Raw genomic sequence first — 14,354 nt, 5'->3', positions numbered from 1 at the left:
AACCAAATTTTCAGAGTATCGGACTGCATCCCGCATGCCCGATGTAGGACACGGTCGCACCCTGCGAGCACTGGCCCCACGTCAGGGCTCCGGCGGCGCCGCCTGCAGCGGCAGCACCACGCGAAACTCGGCGCCCTGGCCCGGCGCGCTCTCGAGACGGATTTCGCCGCCGTGCGAACGCACGATTTCCCGCGTGATGTAGAGGCCGAGCCCGAGGCCGGGCGCGTGCTTGCGGCTGTCGTCCGTGCGCTCGAACTGCTCGAAGATGCGCTCCTGGTCTTCCACCGCGATGCCGATGCCGTTGTCGCGCACGCTCATGTGCGCCGTCTCGCCGACCTGCGCCACCGTGACCTCGATCGGCTTGCCGCCCCCATAGCGCAGCGCGTTCGTCAGCAGGTTGGTGAGCACCTGCTCGATGCGGAAGTCATCCCACACGCCGTCGATGCGCGCGGGCGCCTTCAGCTCGACCATTGAGCCGGCCGCCTCGGCCTGCTGCGCCAGATCCGCGACCACGCCGCGCGCCAGCGCCGCGAGGTCCGTCGGCTTGGGCCGGATCGAAAGCGCGCCCCGCCGCATGCGCGTCACGTCGAGCATGTCGTCGATCAGCCGCACCATGTTCTGGATCTGGCGCTGGTCGCGCTCGATCATCGCGGGCAGCCGCTCCGGCCCGAAAGGCGCCAGGTTGCCCTTGGCGAGATGCAGCTTGCGCACCTGCGTTTCGAGGAACAGCGTGTTGAGCGGCGTGCGCAGTTCGTGCGAGACCATCGACATGAAGTCGTCGCGCATGCGCACGGCGCGCTCCAGCTCCCGCTGCGCGCATTGAAGCTGCTGCACCAGTGCGTCCTGCTGGCGGCTGGCCTCGGCGAGCGCGTCCATCTCGTGCCGCAGCGCCTTGCGGTGGCGATACAGGTCGACGAAGACGCTGACCTTGCTGTTCACCGCGTGCGCGTCCAGCGGCTTCTGCAGGAAGTCGACCGCGCCGCTCTCGTAGCCCTTGAAGGCGTAGTTCATCTCCCGGCCGGCCGCGCTGACGAAGATGATCGGGATGTGCCGCGTGCGCTCGGTGCCGCGCATCATCTCCGCCAGCTCGAAGCCGTTCATCCCCGGCATCTGCACGTCGAGGATCGCGAGCGCGAACTCATGCTCCAGCAGCAAAGCGAGCGCCTGCTCCGCCGACGTCGCCTGAAACACCCGCCGCGCCGGGCCGCGGATCAGCGCCTCCAGTGCCAGCAGGTTCTCCGGCAGGTCGTCGACGATCAGCAACTTGCTTTCGACATCAATGGGCATGGGCGGAGTCCAGTTGCAGAAGGAGCGCGCGAATGTCGCGCAGGGGCAGTACGTGGTCAGGGGAATGGGCGCCGAGCGCGGCGTTCGGCATGGTGGGAATCTCGGCCTCGGTCGGGTCCTGCACGATGGTCAGGCCGCCCGCCTGGTGGATGCGCAGCAGGCCTTCGGCGCCGTCGTCGTTGGCGCCCGTCAGCAGGACGCCCGCGAGCGAAGGCCCGAACGCGTCGGCGGCCGAACTCATCAGCACGTCGATCGCGGGGCGCGAATACAGCACCGGCGGCTCGCAGCTCAGCGAGAAGCACAGATCGCGCTCGATCGACAGGTGGTAGCCCGGCGGCGCGAAGTACAGCGTGCCGGCCTGGACCGGCGCCTTGTCCTCGGCTTCGAACACGGGGATCGGCAGCCGGTGCCTGAAGACTTCCGCCAGCCGGCTCTCGTGGGTCTCGGGCAGGTGGATGACCACCACCACCGGAAGCCGCCACTGCGCGGGCAGGTCGCCGAGCAAGGCGATCAGGGCGTCGACGCCGCCGGCGGACGCGCCGATCACGACCGCCAGTACCTGCCGCCGCGCCATGCCGGGAAACTGCTTCATGTCACCTTCCTGAAAATGCGCTCACCGCGCGACAGCACCTCGAAGCGATCGGCGTAGCTCGAAAAATCGATGCTCTCCTTCGCGCCGAGCCCCAGGAAGCCGCGATGGCACAGCGACTCATGGAACAGCCCCAGCGCCCGGTCCTGCAACTGCCGGTTGAAATAGATGAGCACATTGCGGCAGGACACAAGCTGCGTTTCCGCGAAAACCGCGTCGGTCGCGAGGCTGTGGTCGGCAAAGATCACGTCCACGCACAGCGATGGGTCGAAGCGCGCAGCGTCGTAGGCCGCGGTGTAGTAGTCGGAGAAGGCCCGCAGGCCGCCCGCACGCTGGTAGTTCGCCGTGTAGTGCCTGATCGACTCCAGCGGAAAGATGCCCAGCCGCGCCTTCTCCAGCGACGAGGGATTGATGTCGGTCGCATAGATCTGCGTGCGCTCCAGCAGGCCTTCCTCGCGCAGCAGGATCGCGAGCGAGAAGACCTCCTCGCCCGTGCTGCAGCCCGCCACCCAGACCTTGAGCGACGGATAGGTGTGCAGCATGGGCACGACCTGCCGGCGCAGTTCCAGGAAGTAGCCCGGGTCGCGGAACATCTCGCTCACCGGGATCGTGAGGAACTGCAGCAGCCGCGTGAACATCGCCGGCTCGCGCAGCACCTTGTCCTGCAGCGCCGAGATGCTCGGCAGCCCCAGTTGCCCGAGCGCATAGAGCACGCGCCGCTTCTGCGAGGCGCCGGTGTAGTTGCGGAAGTCGTAGCTGTACTTGAGGTAGATCGCCTCCATCAGCAGGCGCAGCTCGATGTCCGTGTCGCTCGGCGGATGCAGCGGCGGAGGCGGGGCGCCGGGATTCACAGCCGCTCCATCTTGGGCATCCACACCCGCAGCAGCGAGAACAGGCGGTCGAGGTCGACCGGCTTGGCGAGGTAGTCGTTGGCGCCCGCGGCCAGGCATTGCTCCTGGTCGTCCTTCATGGCCTTGGCAGTGACCGCGATCACCGGCAGCTTGCCGAAGCGCGGGTCCTGGCGAAGGCGGCGCGTGGCTTCGAGGCCATCCATCTCCGGCATCATCACGTCCATCAGCACGAGGTCGATGTCGCGCACCTGGTCGAGCTTCTCCAGCGCCTCGCGGCCGTTGCGGCCGATCTCGACGGTGGCGCCGCGCTGCTCCAGCGCGCTGGTGAGCGCGAAGATGTTGCGTACGTCGTCGTCCACCAGCAGGATGCGGCGGCCCTCGAAGACGCGGTCGCGTCCGCGCGCGGTCTTCAGCATGCTCCGGCGCTCGCTCGACAGGTCGGCCTCGACCTTGTGCAGGAACAGCGTCACTTCGTCCAGCAGTCGCTCGGGCGAGCGCGCCCCCTTGATGATGATCGAGCGCGAATAGCGCAGCAACTCGGCCTCTTCGTCGCGCGTGAGATTGCGGCCGGTGTAGACGATGACGGGCGGGAACGAGACGATCTCCTCCGTCGCCATGCGCTTGAGCAGTTCGGCGCCCTGCATGTCGGGCAGCCGCAGGTCGGTGATCATGCAGTCGAAGACGCGCGTGCGCAGCAGCTCCAGCGCTTCCTCGCCCGATTCGACGGCGGTGATGACCACGTCGTCGTCGCCGATCAGCTTGACCACGCTTTCGCGCTGCAGCGCATCGTCCTCCACCAGCAGCACGGCCTTGAGCTTCTGCGTGAGCTTGTCCTCGAACTTGCGGAACACCTCCATCAACTGGTCGCGCGACGTGGGCTTGAGTGCATAGCCGATCGCGCCCATGTGCAGCGCGGCTTCGGAGCTGTCCTGCGCGGAGACGACGTGGACCGGAATGTGGCGCGTCTGCGGATCGTCCTTCAGCCGCTGCAGCACGCCGAGGCCGGGGCTGTCGGGCAGGCGCATGTCGAGCAGGATCGCATCGGGCAGGAACTGCGTCGCGAGGCTGAAGCCATCGGCGGCGCCGTGCGCGACCAGGCAGCGGTAGCCGAGTTCGTGCGCGAGGTCGTAGAGGATGTGGGCGAACTGCGGCTCGTCCTCGATCACGAGCACGCGGCGGGTCTGGTCGGGCGGCAGCGAGCGGTCGTCGGCGAACTGCGGGGCCGGGACTGCCGGCGTGGCGGGCGCGGGCGGCGCCGGCGGCACGCCGGCTTGCGCACGCGGGGCCGGCGGTGTCGCCCTGGCGCCCGCCTCTGCCGGCTGCTCACCGGCCTGCGGCGCGCGCGCCGGCAACTCCAGCGTGAAGGTGCTGCCGGCGCCGGGATCGCTGCGCACGGCCAGCCTTCCGCCGAGCAGTTGGGTCAGATCACGCGAGATCGACAGGCCCAGCCCGGTGCCGCCGTAGCGGCGGCTGGTCGTGCCATCGGCCTGGCGGAAGGCTTCGAAGATCACCTCCTGCTGGTCGTCGGCGATGCCGATGCCGGTGTCGCTGACCGCGAAGGCCGCGCCGCCGCCGGGCAGGCCGGACACGGTGAGCGCCACCTCGCCGTGGTCCGTGAACTTGAGCGCGTTCGACAGCAGGTTCTTCAGGATCTGCTCGACCCTCTGCCGGTCGGTGACCAGCGTGGCAGGCACGTCGGGCCGGAGGTCGAGCCGGAACTCCAGCCCCTTCTGCCCGGACAGCGGCGTGAACATCATCTGCAGGCTGTGGGCCAGCTTCTCCGTCGCAACCTCCTCCGCCACCACTTCCAGCTTGCCGGCCTCGACCTTCGCGATGTCGAGGATGTCGTTGATCAGCACCAGCAGGTCGTTGCCCGACGCGTAGATGGACTCCGCGAACTTCACCTGCTCGGCGCTGAGGTTGCCCTGCGGGTTGTCGCCCAGCAGCTTGGCGAGGATCAGCGCGCTGTTGAGCGGCGTGCGCAGTTCGTGCGACATGTTCGCGAGAAATTCCGACTTGTAGCGGCTTGCGCGCTGCAGCTCGTCGGCCCGCTCCTCGAGGTCGCGCTGCGCGCGCCGCAAGGCGGCATTGCGCAGGTCCAGCGCCTCGGTGCGCTCCGAGAGCTGGCTGTTGGTCTGCTCCAGCTCGGCCTGCTGGTTCTCCAGCGTGGCCTGCGACACGCGCAGTGCGCGCGACTGCTCTTCCAGCTCCTCGTTGGCGGTGCGCAGCTCTTCCTGCTGCACTTGCAATTCTTCGTTGAGCTGCTGGGTCTCGGCCAGGGCGTCCTGCAACTGCTCCCGGTAGCGCACCGCGGCGATCGAGCTGCCGATGTTGCCGGCGACCAGGTCGAGCAACTGGTTCGCTTCCTCGCCCGGCGCCTTCAGGAGGCCGAGTTCGACGACGCCATTGACGATGCCGTCGTTCACCACGGGCAGGAGCAGGGCGGCCGCCGGCAACATCTCCCCGAGACCCGAGTTGACCTTGAGATAGTCGGTGTCGACCGGCTCGATGAGCATGCGGCGCTTCTCGGCGGCGGCCTGCCCCACCAGGCCTTCGGTCGGCGCGAAGACCTGCGGCGAGGCTTCGGCCTCGCTCGAAAAGCCATAGCTCGCGACCCGGCGCAACGCGCCGTGGCGCTCGCGCACGTACAGCGCGCCCACCGGGCTGCCGACGTGGCGGGAGAAGAAGGTGAGCACCTTACGGCCCATTTCCTGCGCGTTGAGCTCGCCCACCAGTTCCCCGGTCAGCTCGGTCTGCGCGCTGCGCAGCCAGGCCTGCCGCTGCAGCGTGCCGGCATGGGTCGCCTGCTCCTGGAGAACGTTGTCATAGCTTTCGGACAGGCGCATCAGTTGCCGCCTGCCGAAGTAGGCCAGCAGGCCGGTGGTGATCAGCGTGAAAAGCACGAACAGCGCGACGATCGCCATGCTGGTGCGGTTGGCTTCGTTGTTGCGCTCGAAGCGCAGGTTCTGCTCGGTGTTGCTGAAGGCGCCGTACTCGGCGCGCATCTCGTCGGTGAGCCGCTTGCCGCGGCCGAGGCGCACCGGCTGCTGGTAGTCGCCGCCGCTGCGGCGCAGGTCGATCATCTCGCGCGCGAACTGGTTCCACGTCTCCTGCAGCGCGGCGATGCGGTCCACCCGGTCGACCTGCGCCCGGTTGTCTGCCACCAGCGTCTTGAGCGCGCCCAGGTCGTTCCTGATTTTCGGCAGGTTGCTTTCGTAGGGCTCCAGGAAGCTCTCGTCACCCGTGATCAGGAAGCCGCGCATGCCGGTTTCGAGATCGATGCTGCGGCGCTGGACCTCGCTCGCGGCGCGCGTCACGCGGTCGGTGTGCTCGACCCAGCCGATCACCGACAGCAGGTACACGATGAGCGCGACGAAGACCACGGCGCCGATGACCCCGCCGGCGAGCGGGAGCTTCAGGTTGCGGCTGAGCAGGCGTTGAAAGTCCTCGGGATCGATCGCGGCGGGAGTGTTCATGAAGCAGTCTGTCGTCCAAGGAGGCAAAAGCCCCAGAGACTGCCAGAGCGCGGACCGCTTCCCTGTCGGATAAGGCCGCGAACCTGCGGACGGCCGGGCCGCGTCCCGAATTCAACCGCAGGCGGCACGCCCCGAAGGGCTCGAGTCCAGTTCGCCGAACGCACGCACCAGATCCGGCAGTGAGCGCGCACCCATCTTTTCCATCGCGTTGGCGCGATGCAGTTTCACCGTGCGCTCGGCGGTGCCGAGCGCCGCGCCGATCTCCTTGTTGAAAGCGCCCGCGACGACCATGGCCGCGACCTGGCGCTCGCGCGGCGTGAGCGTCGCGTAGCGCGCCTTCAGCGCCGCGACCTGCTGCAGCATGCGGCGACGCGACAGATGGTTGGTCAGCGCATTCGTCACCGCGCCGACGAGCGTCTCCTGATCGACCGGCTTGAGGAAGAAGTCCGCGGCCCCGGCCTTCATGGCGCGCAAGGTGTCGTGGGCGCTGGCCTTGGCCGTGAGCACGATGACCGGCAAGGGCTCGACGCTGCGTGTGACCACGTCCTGGAGGTCGAGCCAGTCGGGACCCGGCATGTGGAGGTCGAGGATCAGGCAGCCGGGTTCGTCGCCGATGCCCTGCCGGAGGAGCTCGCCGATGGAGCCGTAGTCCCGGACGCTGTGGCCGGCCGTCATCAACTGGTCGCACACTGCACGCCGGAACGCGCTGTCGTCATCGACCACGCGGATGACGGGTGTCTCTGCGTCCTGGTGGCCGGAAGCACCATCCTTGGAAAGTGTCATGTTCGGTTCGCTCGGTCCCGCGGCCTCGTTGCCGCCGGGTGCATCATACGAACTCGTGTCTCAGACCCATGGCCGATTGCGAGCCACCGGCAGCCGTGGTAGGCCCGACACGGCACGACTCACCCGAACGCCCATGACGACCATCTTCGAAGAACCCAAGATCGATTGCCACAATCACATCTTCGACCCCGTGCGGTTTCCCTATGGGGCGGACACGCACTATCGCCCGAGCGGCCAGGAGTCGGGGTCTGCCGATCTGTTCTTGGCGGTGATGGATGCCTACGGCGTGCGCCGCGCGCTGGTGGTGGGGCCCAATTCCGGCTACGGCACGGACAACCGGTGCCTGCTCGATGCGATTGCGCGCAGCCAGGGACGCTTCAAGGGCATCGCCGTGGTGGACAACGGCATCGCGCTCGATGCACTGGCGGACCTGAAGGCGCAAGGCATCGTCGGTGTCGCGTTCAATCCGTCCTTTCTCGGCGTGGACTACTACCTGCCCGCCGGCGAGCTGCTCCGCAAGCTGGGTGAGCTGGATCTTCTGCTGCAGGTGCAGGTCGAGCGGGACCAGCTCCCCGCGTTGCTGCCACTGCTCGATGGCTCCGATGTGCGCCTGGTGATCGACCATTGCGGCAAGCCGCATCCCGATGCGGGCCTGCATCAGCCGGGCTTCCGCGCGCTGCTGGAATTGGGGCGTTCGGGGCGCGCCTACGTCAAGCTGTCGGGTCTTGCGAAGTTCTCGCAGAAGGCGCATCCGCATGAGGATGTGTGGCCGTTCGTGCACGCGCTGGCCGATGCGTTCACGCTCGATCGCTGCGTGTGGGGTTCGGACTGGCCCTACCTTCGCGCGACCGAACGCATCGACTACGGCCTGCAGCTCAGCTTGATCAAGCAACTCTTTCCCGACGAGGCCGATCGCCGCAAGCTGCTGTGGGAATCGCCGCTGCGGCTCGTTGCATGGGATGAATGAGGCCTCGCGTCCGGCCTGATGTGTAGGACCGCGTCGGGTTGACAGGTCCTTTGCAATGGCGATGCTTTTTCCTGAGTCCCGCTGCCGCGTGCGGCGGGCACGAAAGGGGAAATCCATGAACTCGACGCCACTCGACTCGCCTTCGGTCGAACGCACTCCAGCTCGATCATCGCCCAAGGTACTCTGGACGGCCATCGGCGCACTGGCCGTAGCCGTGACCGCACTCGGCGCCGTGGTGCTGCACCAGCAGCGCCGTAGCGACGCGCCGGACCCTGCCGCCGTCGCCGTCGCGCCGGCGGTGCGGGCGCCGGCACCGGACGACTTCAAGCTCGACGAGCCTCGACCTGCCTCGCCGGTTCCGCCGGCGACGAACAGCGCGGCGCCTCCCGTTGCAACGCCCTTGCCGCCGCCCGTCAGGGCGCCCGAGGTCGTGTCGCCGAACGTGGCGCAAGCGCCGGGCCCTGCACCGGCGCCGGCGCCCGCGCGCGCCCATGTCTGCTCCGTCTGCGGTCACGTCGAATCGGTACGCAGCGTGGAACATCCCGCACCTGCAAGCGGGGTCGGGGCCGTCGCGGGCGGCGTCGTCGGCGGCCTCGTGGGCAACCAGATCGGCCATGGCGGCGGGCGTGCCGCAGCCACGGTGATCGGCGCAGTCGGAGGAGGCTTCGCGGGAAACGAGATCGAGAAGCGCACGCGAACGGTGAGCAGCTATCAGGTGAGCGTGCGCATGGAGGACGGGTCGCTGCGCACGGTCGAGACCAGCACCGCGCCACCCATCGGCAAGGCGGTCACGCTCCAGGGGAAGGTGTTGCGTCCGGCGGATGGGCGGAAGTGAACGGGCTGCGCGTGCCGAGTCCCGCCCATCGGGCGACCTGCTCGACCACCCACGGGCCATCGTCCAGCGGCAGGTCGTGGCCGGCGCCCGGGTGTTCGAGGATTGCCGTGTGCCATTGCCGAGCGAGTTGCCGCGAGCACTGCACGTTCACCAGCGCATCGCTGCGGCTCGCCAGCACGAGCAGCGGCACGGATGGCGCATCCGTCGGAGCACGGTAGCGCGCAGCCGCCAGCAACTGCCTCAAGGCGTTGGCGCCCGAGACCGGATGCGCCTCGCGCAGCGCCGTCCAGTCGTCGATCACGCCAGCGTCCGGCCCGAAACGCCGACTCGTGAGACGCAGGATCGTCTGCTCGCGCTGTCGATTCGTCTTCATGCCGGCCACGACGGCGAGCAGCGCGGCGTAGTTGGCGGGCCGCAACCGCTGGTACCAGCGGCTGAACGGACGCAGGCTGGTGTTGATCAGCACGCAGCCCGCGAGTTCTTCCGGGTGCCGGCATGCCCACTCGACCGCCACCATCGCACCCAGCGACATGGCGAGCAGGTGGAAGGGCGGCGCGTGGCCCGATGCGGCCATCTGCAGCCGGCAGTTGCGCATCGTCGCCTCGATGCTCGCCAGGCTTTGCACCTGGTTCATGCGCCCGTTGCCGGGCAGGTCGATGGTCAGCACGCGTGCACCGGGCAGCCGCGCGCGCAACATGTCCGGGAAGGCGCCCCAGTGCCCACTCTCTCGCGTGAGCCCGCGCAGCAGGACCCAGGTGCTCATGGCAGCGGCCCTCCACGCCCTGCGTACCAGCGCGCCACGGCCAGCGCCCGATGGCGCTCCCTGTCCATGCCTGTCGGCAGCCAGCGCTCGTGGCTGCATGCCGCGCGCGTGACGAAGTCCAGCCAACCGACGTGCCGCCGCAGCACGCGCTGCTGGCGATGCGCGATCACCGGATTGAACATGCCGTGACGCGAGAAGATCTGCAACGGATTCTTCTTGATCCACAGCCACGATCCCATCTCCAGCGTCAGCGGCAGGAACACCGATCCGGGCTTGGTGTCGCACGCGCGCAGGTACAGGTGGTCCCACAGGTCGCCGTTCGTCATGTACTGGCGGCTCTGCGGTTCCAGCACATAGCGGTGGTGCAGCAGCGCGCCGTCGACGATCTCGCCTAGCGCGTGCATCTCGGGCAGGTGGGCGATGGGACGCGAGCTGTGCGCGAACGGAAACCAGATGCGATCGCTCAGGCCGAAGCCCGAGTGGCAATCCACCGCGATGCTGAAGGGGCGCACCGTCAGTTCGGATTCGACCAGCTCGCACAGCGCCGCGCTCTCGCTTTCCATGGGCGCTCCCTGCGGGCCGCGATACCAGGGCAATGCGGCGCTGACGCGCTGTCCGCCGAGCAGGTGCGGCACGCGCTCGGCCGACTCCACCGGCGCGTTCCGCATGAGATCGACGCCATTGGGATTCGCGCGCGTGCCGCGCCACAGGCCGCCCGGATTGACGAGCGGCATGAACACCAGCCGCACGGTCTCCAGCTGCCGGTGCAGCGTGTCGTCCCATTGCAGCCGCATCACCAGGCTGCGCAGGTAGGCGATCGTGACTTCGGCGCCGATGCGCTCCAGGCCGTGCACGCCGCCGAAGAAGCCGACGGCCGGCGCGAGCGGGCTCGCGCTGCCAAGGATGAAGGCTTCCACCGGAAAGCGCGCCTCGCCCGCCATCACCTCGCACAGCACGCGCCGCGTCATGTGCACGCCGGCGAGTTCGGAGAGCCGCCGCAGCTCGATCAGTTCGGGGAGATCGGTGGGAATCACGCGCGCGAGGGATGACGGAAGTGCGCGCAGGATAGCCGCATCACCTGCCATCAGGCCGTCACAAAAGGCCGCTACGGTGGAGTGACCATGCCTCGAATCTTCCCTGCCTCGCCGAGCCATCCCTTGCGGGGTGTCGGGTCCGCCTTGTTGTGGGGCGCGATCGAACTGGTGGCGCTTGCGCGCTCGCGCTGGGCCTCGCGCTCGCATTCCGTGCGCTGACCCAGGCCGGTCGCTAGGCCGGCACGCCCTCGACATTGGGGCGATCCCAATGCCGGTGTTTCGCGATCGCGGCGATGAAGTCGTTGGCGATCTTCGTCGCCGCCGAGTCGTCGCCCAGGTTGGTCACGGGCGTGGCGGCCACGATCACGCCGGGGGGCGCGGACTTCGCGTCGGGGCCGATGCCGAGCGTCGCCAGCATCTGCACGCCCTCGCCCACCGCGCAGATGGCCTTGCAGTGCTTGTACGCCTCGAGCACGAAGTGAACCGCATCGCCGTTGCGCGACATCGCCTCGACCCCTTGCGCACCGGCTGGCACCAGCACGGCATCGAACATCACCGAAGGCATGTTGATGAAGGTCGCGTCGACGTCGAGCTGGCGCTTCGATGCGCTCGCGATCGTGCCCAGTCGCGGGCCGACCACCTTGCACTGCGCGCCAGCCTGCTCGATGGCTTCGCGAATGGGCTTCAGCGAGGCCGAATCGACGCCGTCCGCCACGAGGATCGCGACCTTGCGCGTCTTGATCGAGCCGTCGCCCGTGTCCAGCATGCTGAGCGCGCGCGACTCGTCGATCGGCATCGTGAAGCGATGCTCCCGAAAACCCGCGCGGCCGGCCGCCGCCTTCGCGTCCGGCGCATTGATGCCCAGCGGCTCCGCCACGCGGCGCGCGAGCTTCTCGTCGACGTGTGCCAGGTTGTCCACCATGCGCTGGCGCACGGCCGGCACCTCGACCTTCGACAACTCGAAGCGGAAGGCCGCGATGATGTGCTCCTTCTCGGACGCGCTCTGGCTGTTGAAGAAGAGCCGCGCCTGCGTGAAGTGATCGTCGAAGGACGGACTGCGCCGCCGCACCTTCGGCGGCTCCAGCGCTTCGGGGAACGACTGGAAGCCGCCGCTGCCGCCGTCGATCCGGAATTCCTTTCCGTCGATCAGCGAGTGGGGCTCGTAGGCCACCTGTCCGCGCGCGATGGTCTGGCGATGCATGCCGTCGCGCTGGAAGTTGTGGAACGGGCACACGCCCTTGTTGATCGGCAGTTCATGGAAGTTCGCGCCGCCGAGCCGCGAGATCTGCGTGTCGGTGTACGAGAACAGCCGCCCCTGCAGCAAGGGGTCGTTCGTGAAATCGATGCCCGGCACCACGTGGCCCGGATGGAATGCGACCTGCTCGGTCTCGGCGAAGAAGTTGTCCGGATTGCGGTTGAGCACCATGCGCCCGATGCGCTGCACGGGCACCATCTCTTCCGGAATGATCTTGGTGGGGTCGAGCAGGTCGAAGCCGAAGGCATGCTCCTTGTCCTGAGGGACCATCTGGACGCCAAGTTCCCATTCGGGGAAGTTGCCGCTCTCGATGGCCTCCCAGAGGTCCCGACGGTGGAAGTCGGCGTCCTTGCCTGCGATCTTCTGCGCCTCGTCCCAGGCCAGGCCGTGGATGCCGAGCTTAGGCTTCCAGTGGAACTTCACGAAATGGCTCTCGCCGCGCGAATTGATGAACCGGAACGTGTGGACGCCGAAGCCTTCCATCATCCGCAGGCTGCGCGGGATGGCGCGATCGGACATCGCCCACATCAGCATGTGGGTGCTCTCGGGCATCAGCGAAGCGAAGTCCCAGAAGGTGTCGTGCGCGCTCGCGGCCTGAGGCATTTCGTTGTGCGGCTCGGGCTTGACGGCGTGGATCAGGTCGGGGAACTTGATCGCGTCCTGGATGAAGAACACCGGGATGTTGTTGCCGACCAGGTCGTAATTGCCCTGCTGCGTATAGAACTTGACCGCGAAGCCGCGCACGTCGCGCACCGTATCGGCCGAGCCCCGCGAGCCGGCCACGGTCGAGAAGCGCACGAAAACGGGCGTCTTCACCGCCGGGTCCTGCAGAAACTCGGCGCAGGTGAACTGCGACATCGACTTGTAGACCTCGAAGTAGCCATGCGCCGCCGATCCCCTGGCGTGCACTGCCCGTTCGGGAATGCGCTCGTGGTCGAAGTGCGTGATCTTCTCGCGAAGGATGAAATCCTCGAGCAGCGTCGGCCCCCGGACGCCCGCCCGGAGCGAGTTGTGGTTATCCGGTATCTGCAGGCCCTGGTTGGTCGTGAGATGAGGCGTGTTGTCGGCGGTGAAGGCGGCCAGTTGCTCTTGCTTCGCACTGCTGCCGTCACCACCCTTGGCCGGGCGACGACCGGCGGCCGCCTTGTTCTGTTGCGTCATCAGGGATCCTTCGGTTTCTATCGGGAGGCGACGTGGCGCGCGCCGTCGGCATCAGCCCGTTTCTGTTTCGAAAAGCATGTTCAGCGCATTCACCACCGCCACCAGGCCGACGATGGCGGCTGCCGACGCCACGGCCCAGATCAGGAACTCGTCGATCCAGGATTCACCAAACAGGCCAAACAACGTGGAAAGGTCCATGGTTCGCTCCGGGCTTGTGGTTCGAGGGAAAGTTCGCTGCGCTGCACCGCTTGTCGGGCGCTTCGGCTGCGGACCGACTTGGAAGCTTAGGGAGTGCCGGCCGTCTCGTAAGTAGTGGCGGCGCGCTCCGGCGTGTCGGAGCGCCGAGGTGTCGGCAGTAGGACCGCGCTGACGAGCGCGCCCGTTGAAGTTGGACTACGCCGCTTCGCGGGATCGTCGACATCGGTCACGCGCGCCCCGAACTAGGATGGGACCGAACCGGGCACCGAACATGCTTGACAAGACTTCGGCCCTCAACGATCCCCCCAACGTCAGCGAACCATGCTCATCAAAATCGGTTTCGACATCGAACTCGGCGTCACGGCGCCCACGGCGCTGATCTACATGCTGAGGGTGCATCCTTCGCGTGCGGCGGACATTCAGGCGGGGGAAAGCTTCACGATCAGCCCGCCCCTGGCCACCGACCACTACACCGACGCATTCAGTAACCATTGCGCGCGGGTGCACGTGCCCTTCGGCGTCAGCAGGGTGCGCTTGCGCAACGAGGCCGTGGTGTTCGACACCGGCTGGCCCGACCCGGTTTCGCCTGCCGCCATCGAACATGCCCCTGCCGACCTGCCGGTCGAGACGCTGCAGTTCCTGCTGCCCAGCCGCTACTGCGAGGTCGACAGCGAACTGCTCCAGTTCGCATGGGGGAAGTTCGGCGGCGTGCCGCCCGGCTGGCAGCGCGTTCAGGCGATCTGCGATTTCGTGCATGGGCACCTGCGCTTCGACTACCAATCCGCGAGGGCCACGCGCACGGCCCTGGAGGGCTATCGCGAGCGAACGGGCGTCTGCCGCGACTTCACGCACCTGGCGATCACGCTGTGCCGCTGCATGAACATCCCGGCGCGCTACGTGACGGGCTACCTCGGCGACATCGGGGTGGCGCCCGTGCCCTACCCGATGGATTTCAGCGCGTGGTTCGAGGTCTACCTCGGCGATCGTTGGCACACCTTCGACGCGCGCCACAACATCCCGCGCATCGGTCGCGTGGTGATCGCACGAGGTCGCGATGCGGCCGACGTGCCGATCACGATGGTGTTCGGTGTCAACACGCTCGAGAGATTCGAGGTGATGACGGACGAAGTGCTGCCTGTCGCGGCCTGAAGCGCA

General features: G+C 67.7%; 13 protein-coding genes. 4 read left to right on the top strand and 9 right to left on the bottom strand.

Annotation, left to right across the window (positions count from 1 at the left end; genetic code table 11):
* Nucleotides 1-81 precede the first annotated feature (81 nt).
* The 5 genes from QTH97_RS29065 to QTH97_RS29045 form a co-directional block, all read right to left on the bottom strand.
* The gene (locus QTH97_RS29065) at nucleotides 82-1,287 is read right to left on the bottom strand and encodes a hybrid sensor histidine kinase/response regulator (protein ID WP_286572040.1); all 1,206 of its coding nucleotides are present in this window, start codon (nucleotides 1,285-1,287) and stop codon (nucleotides 82-84) included.
* Nucleotides 1,277-1,879 (bottom strand): chemotaxis protein CheB, encoded by a 603-nt coding sequence (locus QTH97_RS29060; RefSeq protein WP_286572039.1) that lies wholly within the window; start codon nucleotides 1,877-1,879, stop codon nucleotides 1,277-1,279. Before QTH97_RS29060 ends, QTH97_RS29065 begins: the two co-directional genes overlap by 11 nt.
* Nucleotides 1,876-2,727: a CheR family methyltransferase gene (locus QTH97_RS29055; RefSeq protein WP_286572038.1), complete on the bottom strand. Its 852-nt coding sequence runs from the start codon at nucleotides 2,725-2,727 to the stop codon at nucleotides 1,876-1,878. Before QTH97_RS29055 ends, QTH97_RS29060 begins: the two co-directional genes overlap by 4 nt.
* Nucleotides 2,724-6,203 carry a response regulator gene (locus QTH97_RS29050; protein WP_286572037.1) on the bottom strand — a complete coding sequence of 1,160 codons (3,480 nt, stop codon included), beginning with the start codon at nucleotides 6,201-6,203 and terminating at the stop codon, nucleotides 2,724-2,726. Before QTH97_RS29050 ends, QTH97_RS29055 begins: the two co-directional genes overlap by 4 nt.
* A 111-nt stretch (nucleotides 6,204-6,314) precedes the next feature.
* On the bottom strand, nucleotides 6,315-6,986 hold the full coding sequence (locus QTH97_RS29045) for a response regulator transcription factor (protein ID WP_286572036.1): 672 nt from the start codon (nucleotides 6,984-6,986) through the stop codon (nucleotides 6,315-6,317).
* On the opposite strand from QTH97_RS29045, the gene QTH97_RS29040 reads away from it, so the two are divergent.
* Both QTH97_RS29040 and QTH97_RS29035 read left to right on the top strand, forming a co-directional pair.
* Nucleotides 6,985-7,953, top strand: a complete 969-nt coding sequence (locus QTH97_RS29040; protein ID WP_353655668.1) for an amidohydrolase family protein — start codon at nucleotides 6,985-6,987, stop codon at nucleotides 7,951-7,953. The two genes, QTH97_RS29045 and QTH97_RS29040, sit on opposite strands and share 2 nt — an antisense overlap.
* Nucleotides 7,954-8,068: 115 nt before the next feature.
* Nucleotides 8,069-8,788: a glycine zipper 2TM domain-containing protein gene (locus QTH97_RS29035; protein WP_286572035.1), complete on the top strand. Its 720-nt coding sequence runs from the start codon at nucleotides 8,069-8,071 to the stop codon at nucleotides 8,786-8,788.
* Here QTH97_RS29035 and QTH97_RS29030 read toward each other — a convergent pair.
* Nucleotides 8,742-9,551: an alpha/beta fold hydrolase gene (locus QTH97_RS29030; RefSeq protein WP_286572034.1), complete on the bottom strand. Its 810-nt coding sequence runs from the start codon at nucleotides 9,549-9,551 to the stop codon at nucleotides 8,742-8,744. The two genes, QTH97_RS29035 and QTH97_RS29030, sit on opposite strands and share 47 nt — an antisense overlap.
* Nucleotides 9,548-10,636, bottom strand: coding sequence for a M14 family zinc carboxypeptidase (locus QTH97_RS29025; RefSeq protein ID WP_286572033.1), 1,089 nt, complete (start codon nucleotides 10,634-10,636; stop codon nucleotides 9,548-9,550). The genes QTH97_RS29030 and QTH97_RS29025 overlap by 4 nt, the downstream gene beginning before the upstream one ends.
* Nucleotides 10,637-10,672: 36 nt before the next feature.
* Here QTH97_RS29025 and QTH97_RS29020 point away from each other — a divergent pair, with 36 nt between their 5' ends.
* Entirely contained in the window at nucleotides 10,673-10,804 is a 132-nt protein-coding gene (locus QTH97_RS29020; protein ID WP_286572032.1) for a hypothetical protein, read from the top strand.
* A 13-nt stretch (nucleotides 10,805-10,817) separates the two neighbouring features.
* Here the strand turns inward: QTH97_RS29020 and katE are convergent, their stop codons facing one another.
* The gene (katE, locus tag QTH97_RS29015) at nucleotides 10,818-13,001 is read right to left on the bottom strand and encodes a catalase HPII (RefSeq protein WP_286572031.1); all 2,184 of its coding nucleotides are present in this window, start codon (nucleotides 12,999-13,001) and stop codon (nucleotides 10,818-10,820) included.
* Nucleotides 13,002-13,052: 51 nt separating this feature from the next.
* Complete coding sequence (locus QTH97_RS29010; RefSeq protein WP_286572030.1) at nucleotides 13,053-13,199, bottom strand: hypothetical protein; 147 nt, start codon at nucleotides 13,197-13,199, stop codon at nucleotides 13,053-13,055.
* Between the two features lie 321 nt (nucleotides 13,200-13,520).
* Here QTH97_RS29010 and QTH97_RS29005 point away from each other — a divergent pair, with 321 nt between their 5' ends.
* Entirely contained in the window at nucleotides 13,521-14,348 is an 828-nt protein-coding gene (locus QTH97_RS29005; protein ID WP_286572029.1) for a transglutaminase-like domain-containing protein, read from the top strand.
* Nucleotides 14,349-14,354: the final 6 nt, after the last annotated feature.

The organism is Variovorax gracilis (assembly GCF_030317115.1).
Lineage (GTDB): Bacteria > Pseudomonadota > Gammaproteobacteria > Burkholderiales > Burkholderiaceae_C > Variovorax > Variovorax gracilis.
This window is presented reverse-complemented; position numbering and strand designations above follow the sequence as displayed.

Excerpts from the sequence above, each read along its gene's own strand:
- QTH97_RS29065 (WP_286572040.1), bottom strand. The coding sequence starts at position 1,287 with ATGCCCATTGATGTCGAAAGCAAGTTGCTGATCGTCGACGACCTGCCG.
- QTH97_RS29060 (WP_286572039.1), bottom strand. The coding sequence starts at position 1,879 with ATGAAGCAGTTTCCCGGCATGGCGCGGCGGCAGGTACTGGCGGTCGTG.
- QTH97_RS29050 (WP_286572037.1), bottom strand. The coding sequence starts at position 6,203 with ATGAACACTCCCGCCGCGATCGATCCCGAGGACTTTCAACGCCTGCTC.
- QTH97_RS29040 (WP_353655668.1), top strand. The coding sequence starts at position 6,985 with ATGTTCGGTTCGCTCGGTCCCGCGGCCTCGTTGCCGCCGGGTGCATCA.
- QTH97_RS29045 (WP_286572036.1), bottom strand. The coding sequence starts at position 6,986 with ATGACACTTTCCAAGGATGGTGCTTCCGGCCACCAGGACGCAGAGACA.
- QTH97_RS29035 (WP_286572035.1), top strand. The coding sequence starts at position 8,069 with ATGAACTCGACGCCACTCGACTCGCCTTCGGTCGAACGCACTCCAGCT.
- QTH97_RS29030 (WP_286572034.1), bottom strand. The coding sequence starts at position 9,551 with ATGAGCACCTGGGTCCTGCTGCGCGGGCTCACGCGAGAGAGTGGGCAC.
- QTH97_RS29025 (WP_286572033.1), bottom strand. The coding sequence starts at position 10,636 with ATGGCAGGTGATGCGGCTATCCTGCGCGCACTTCCGTCATCCCTCGCG.
- QTH97_RS29020 (WP_286572032.1), top strand. The coding sequence starts at position 10,673 with ATGCCTCGAATCTTCCCTGCCTCGCCGAGCCATCCCTTGCGGGGTGTC.
- katE (WP_286572031.1), bottom strand. The coding sequence starts at position 13,001 with ATGACGCAACAGAACAAGGCGGCCGCCGGTCGTCGCCCGGCCAAGGGT.
- QTH97_RS29010 (WP_286572030.1), bottom strand. The coding sequence starts at position 13,199 with ATGGACCTTTCCACGTTGTTTGGCCTGTTTGGTGAATCCTGGATCGAC.
- QTH97_RS29005 (WP_286572029.1), top strand. The coding sequence starts at position 13,521 with ATGCTCATCAAAATCGGTTTCGACATCGAACTCGGCGTCACGGCGCCC.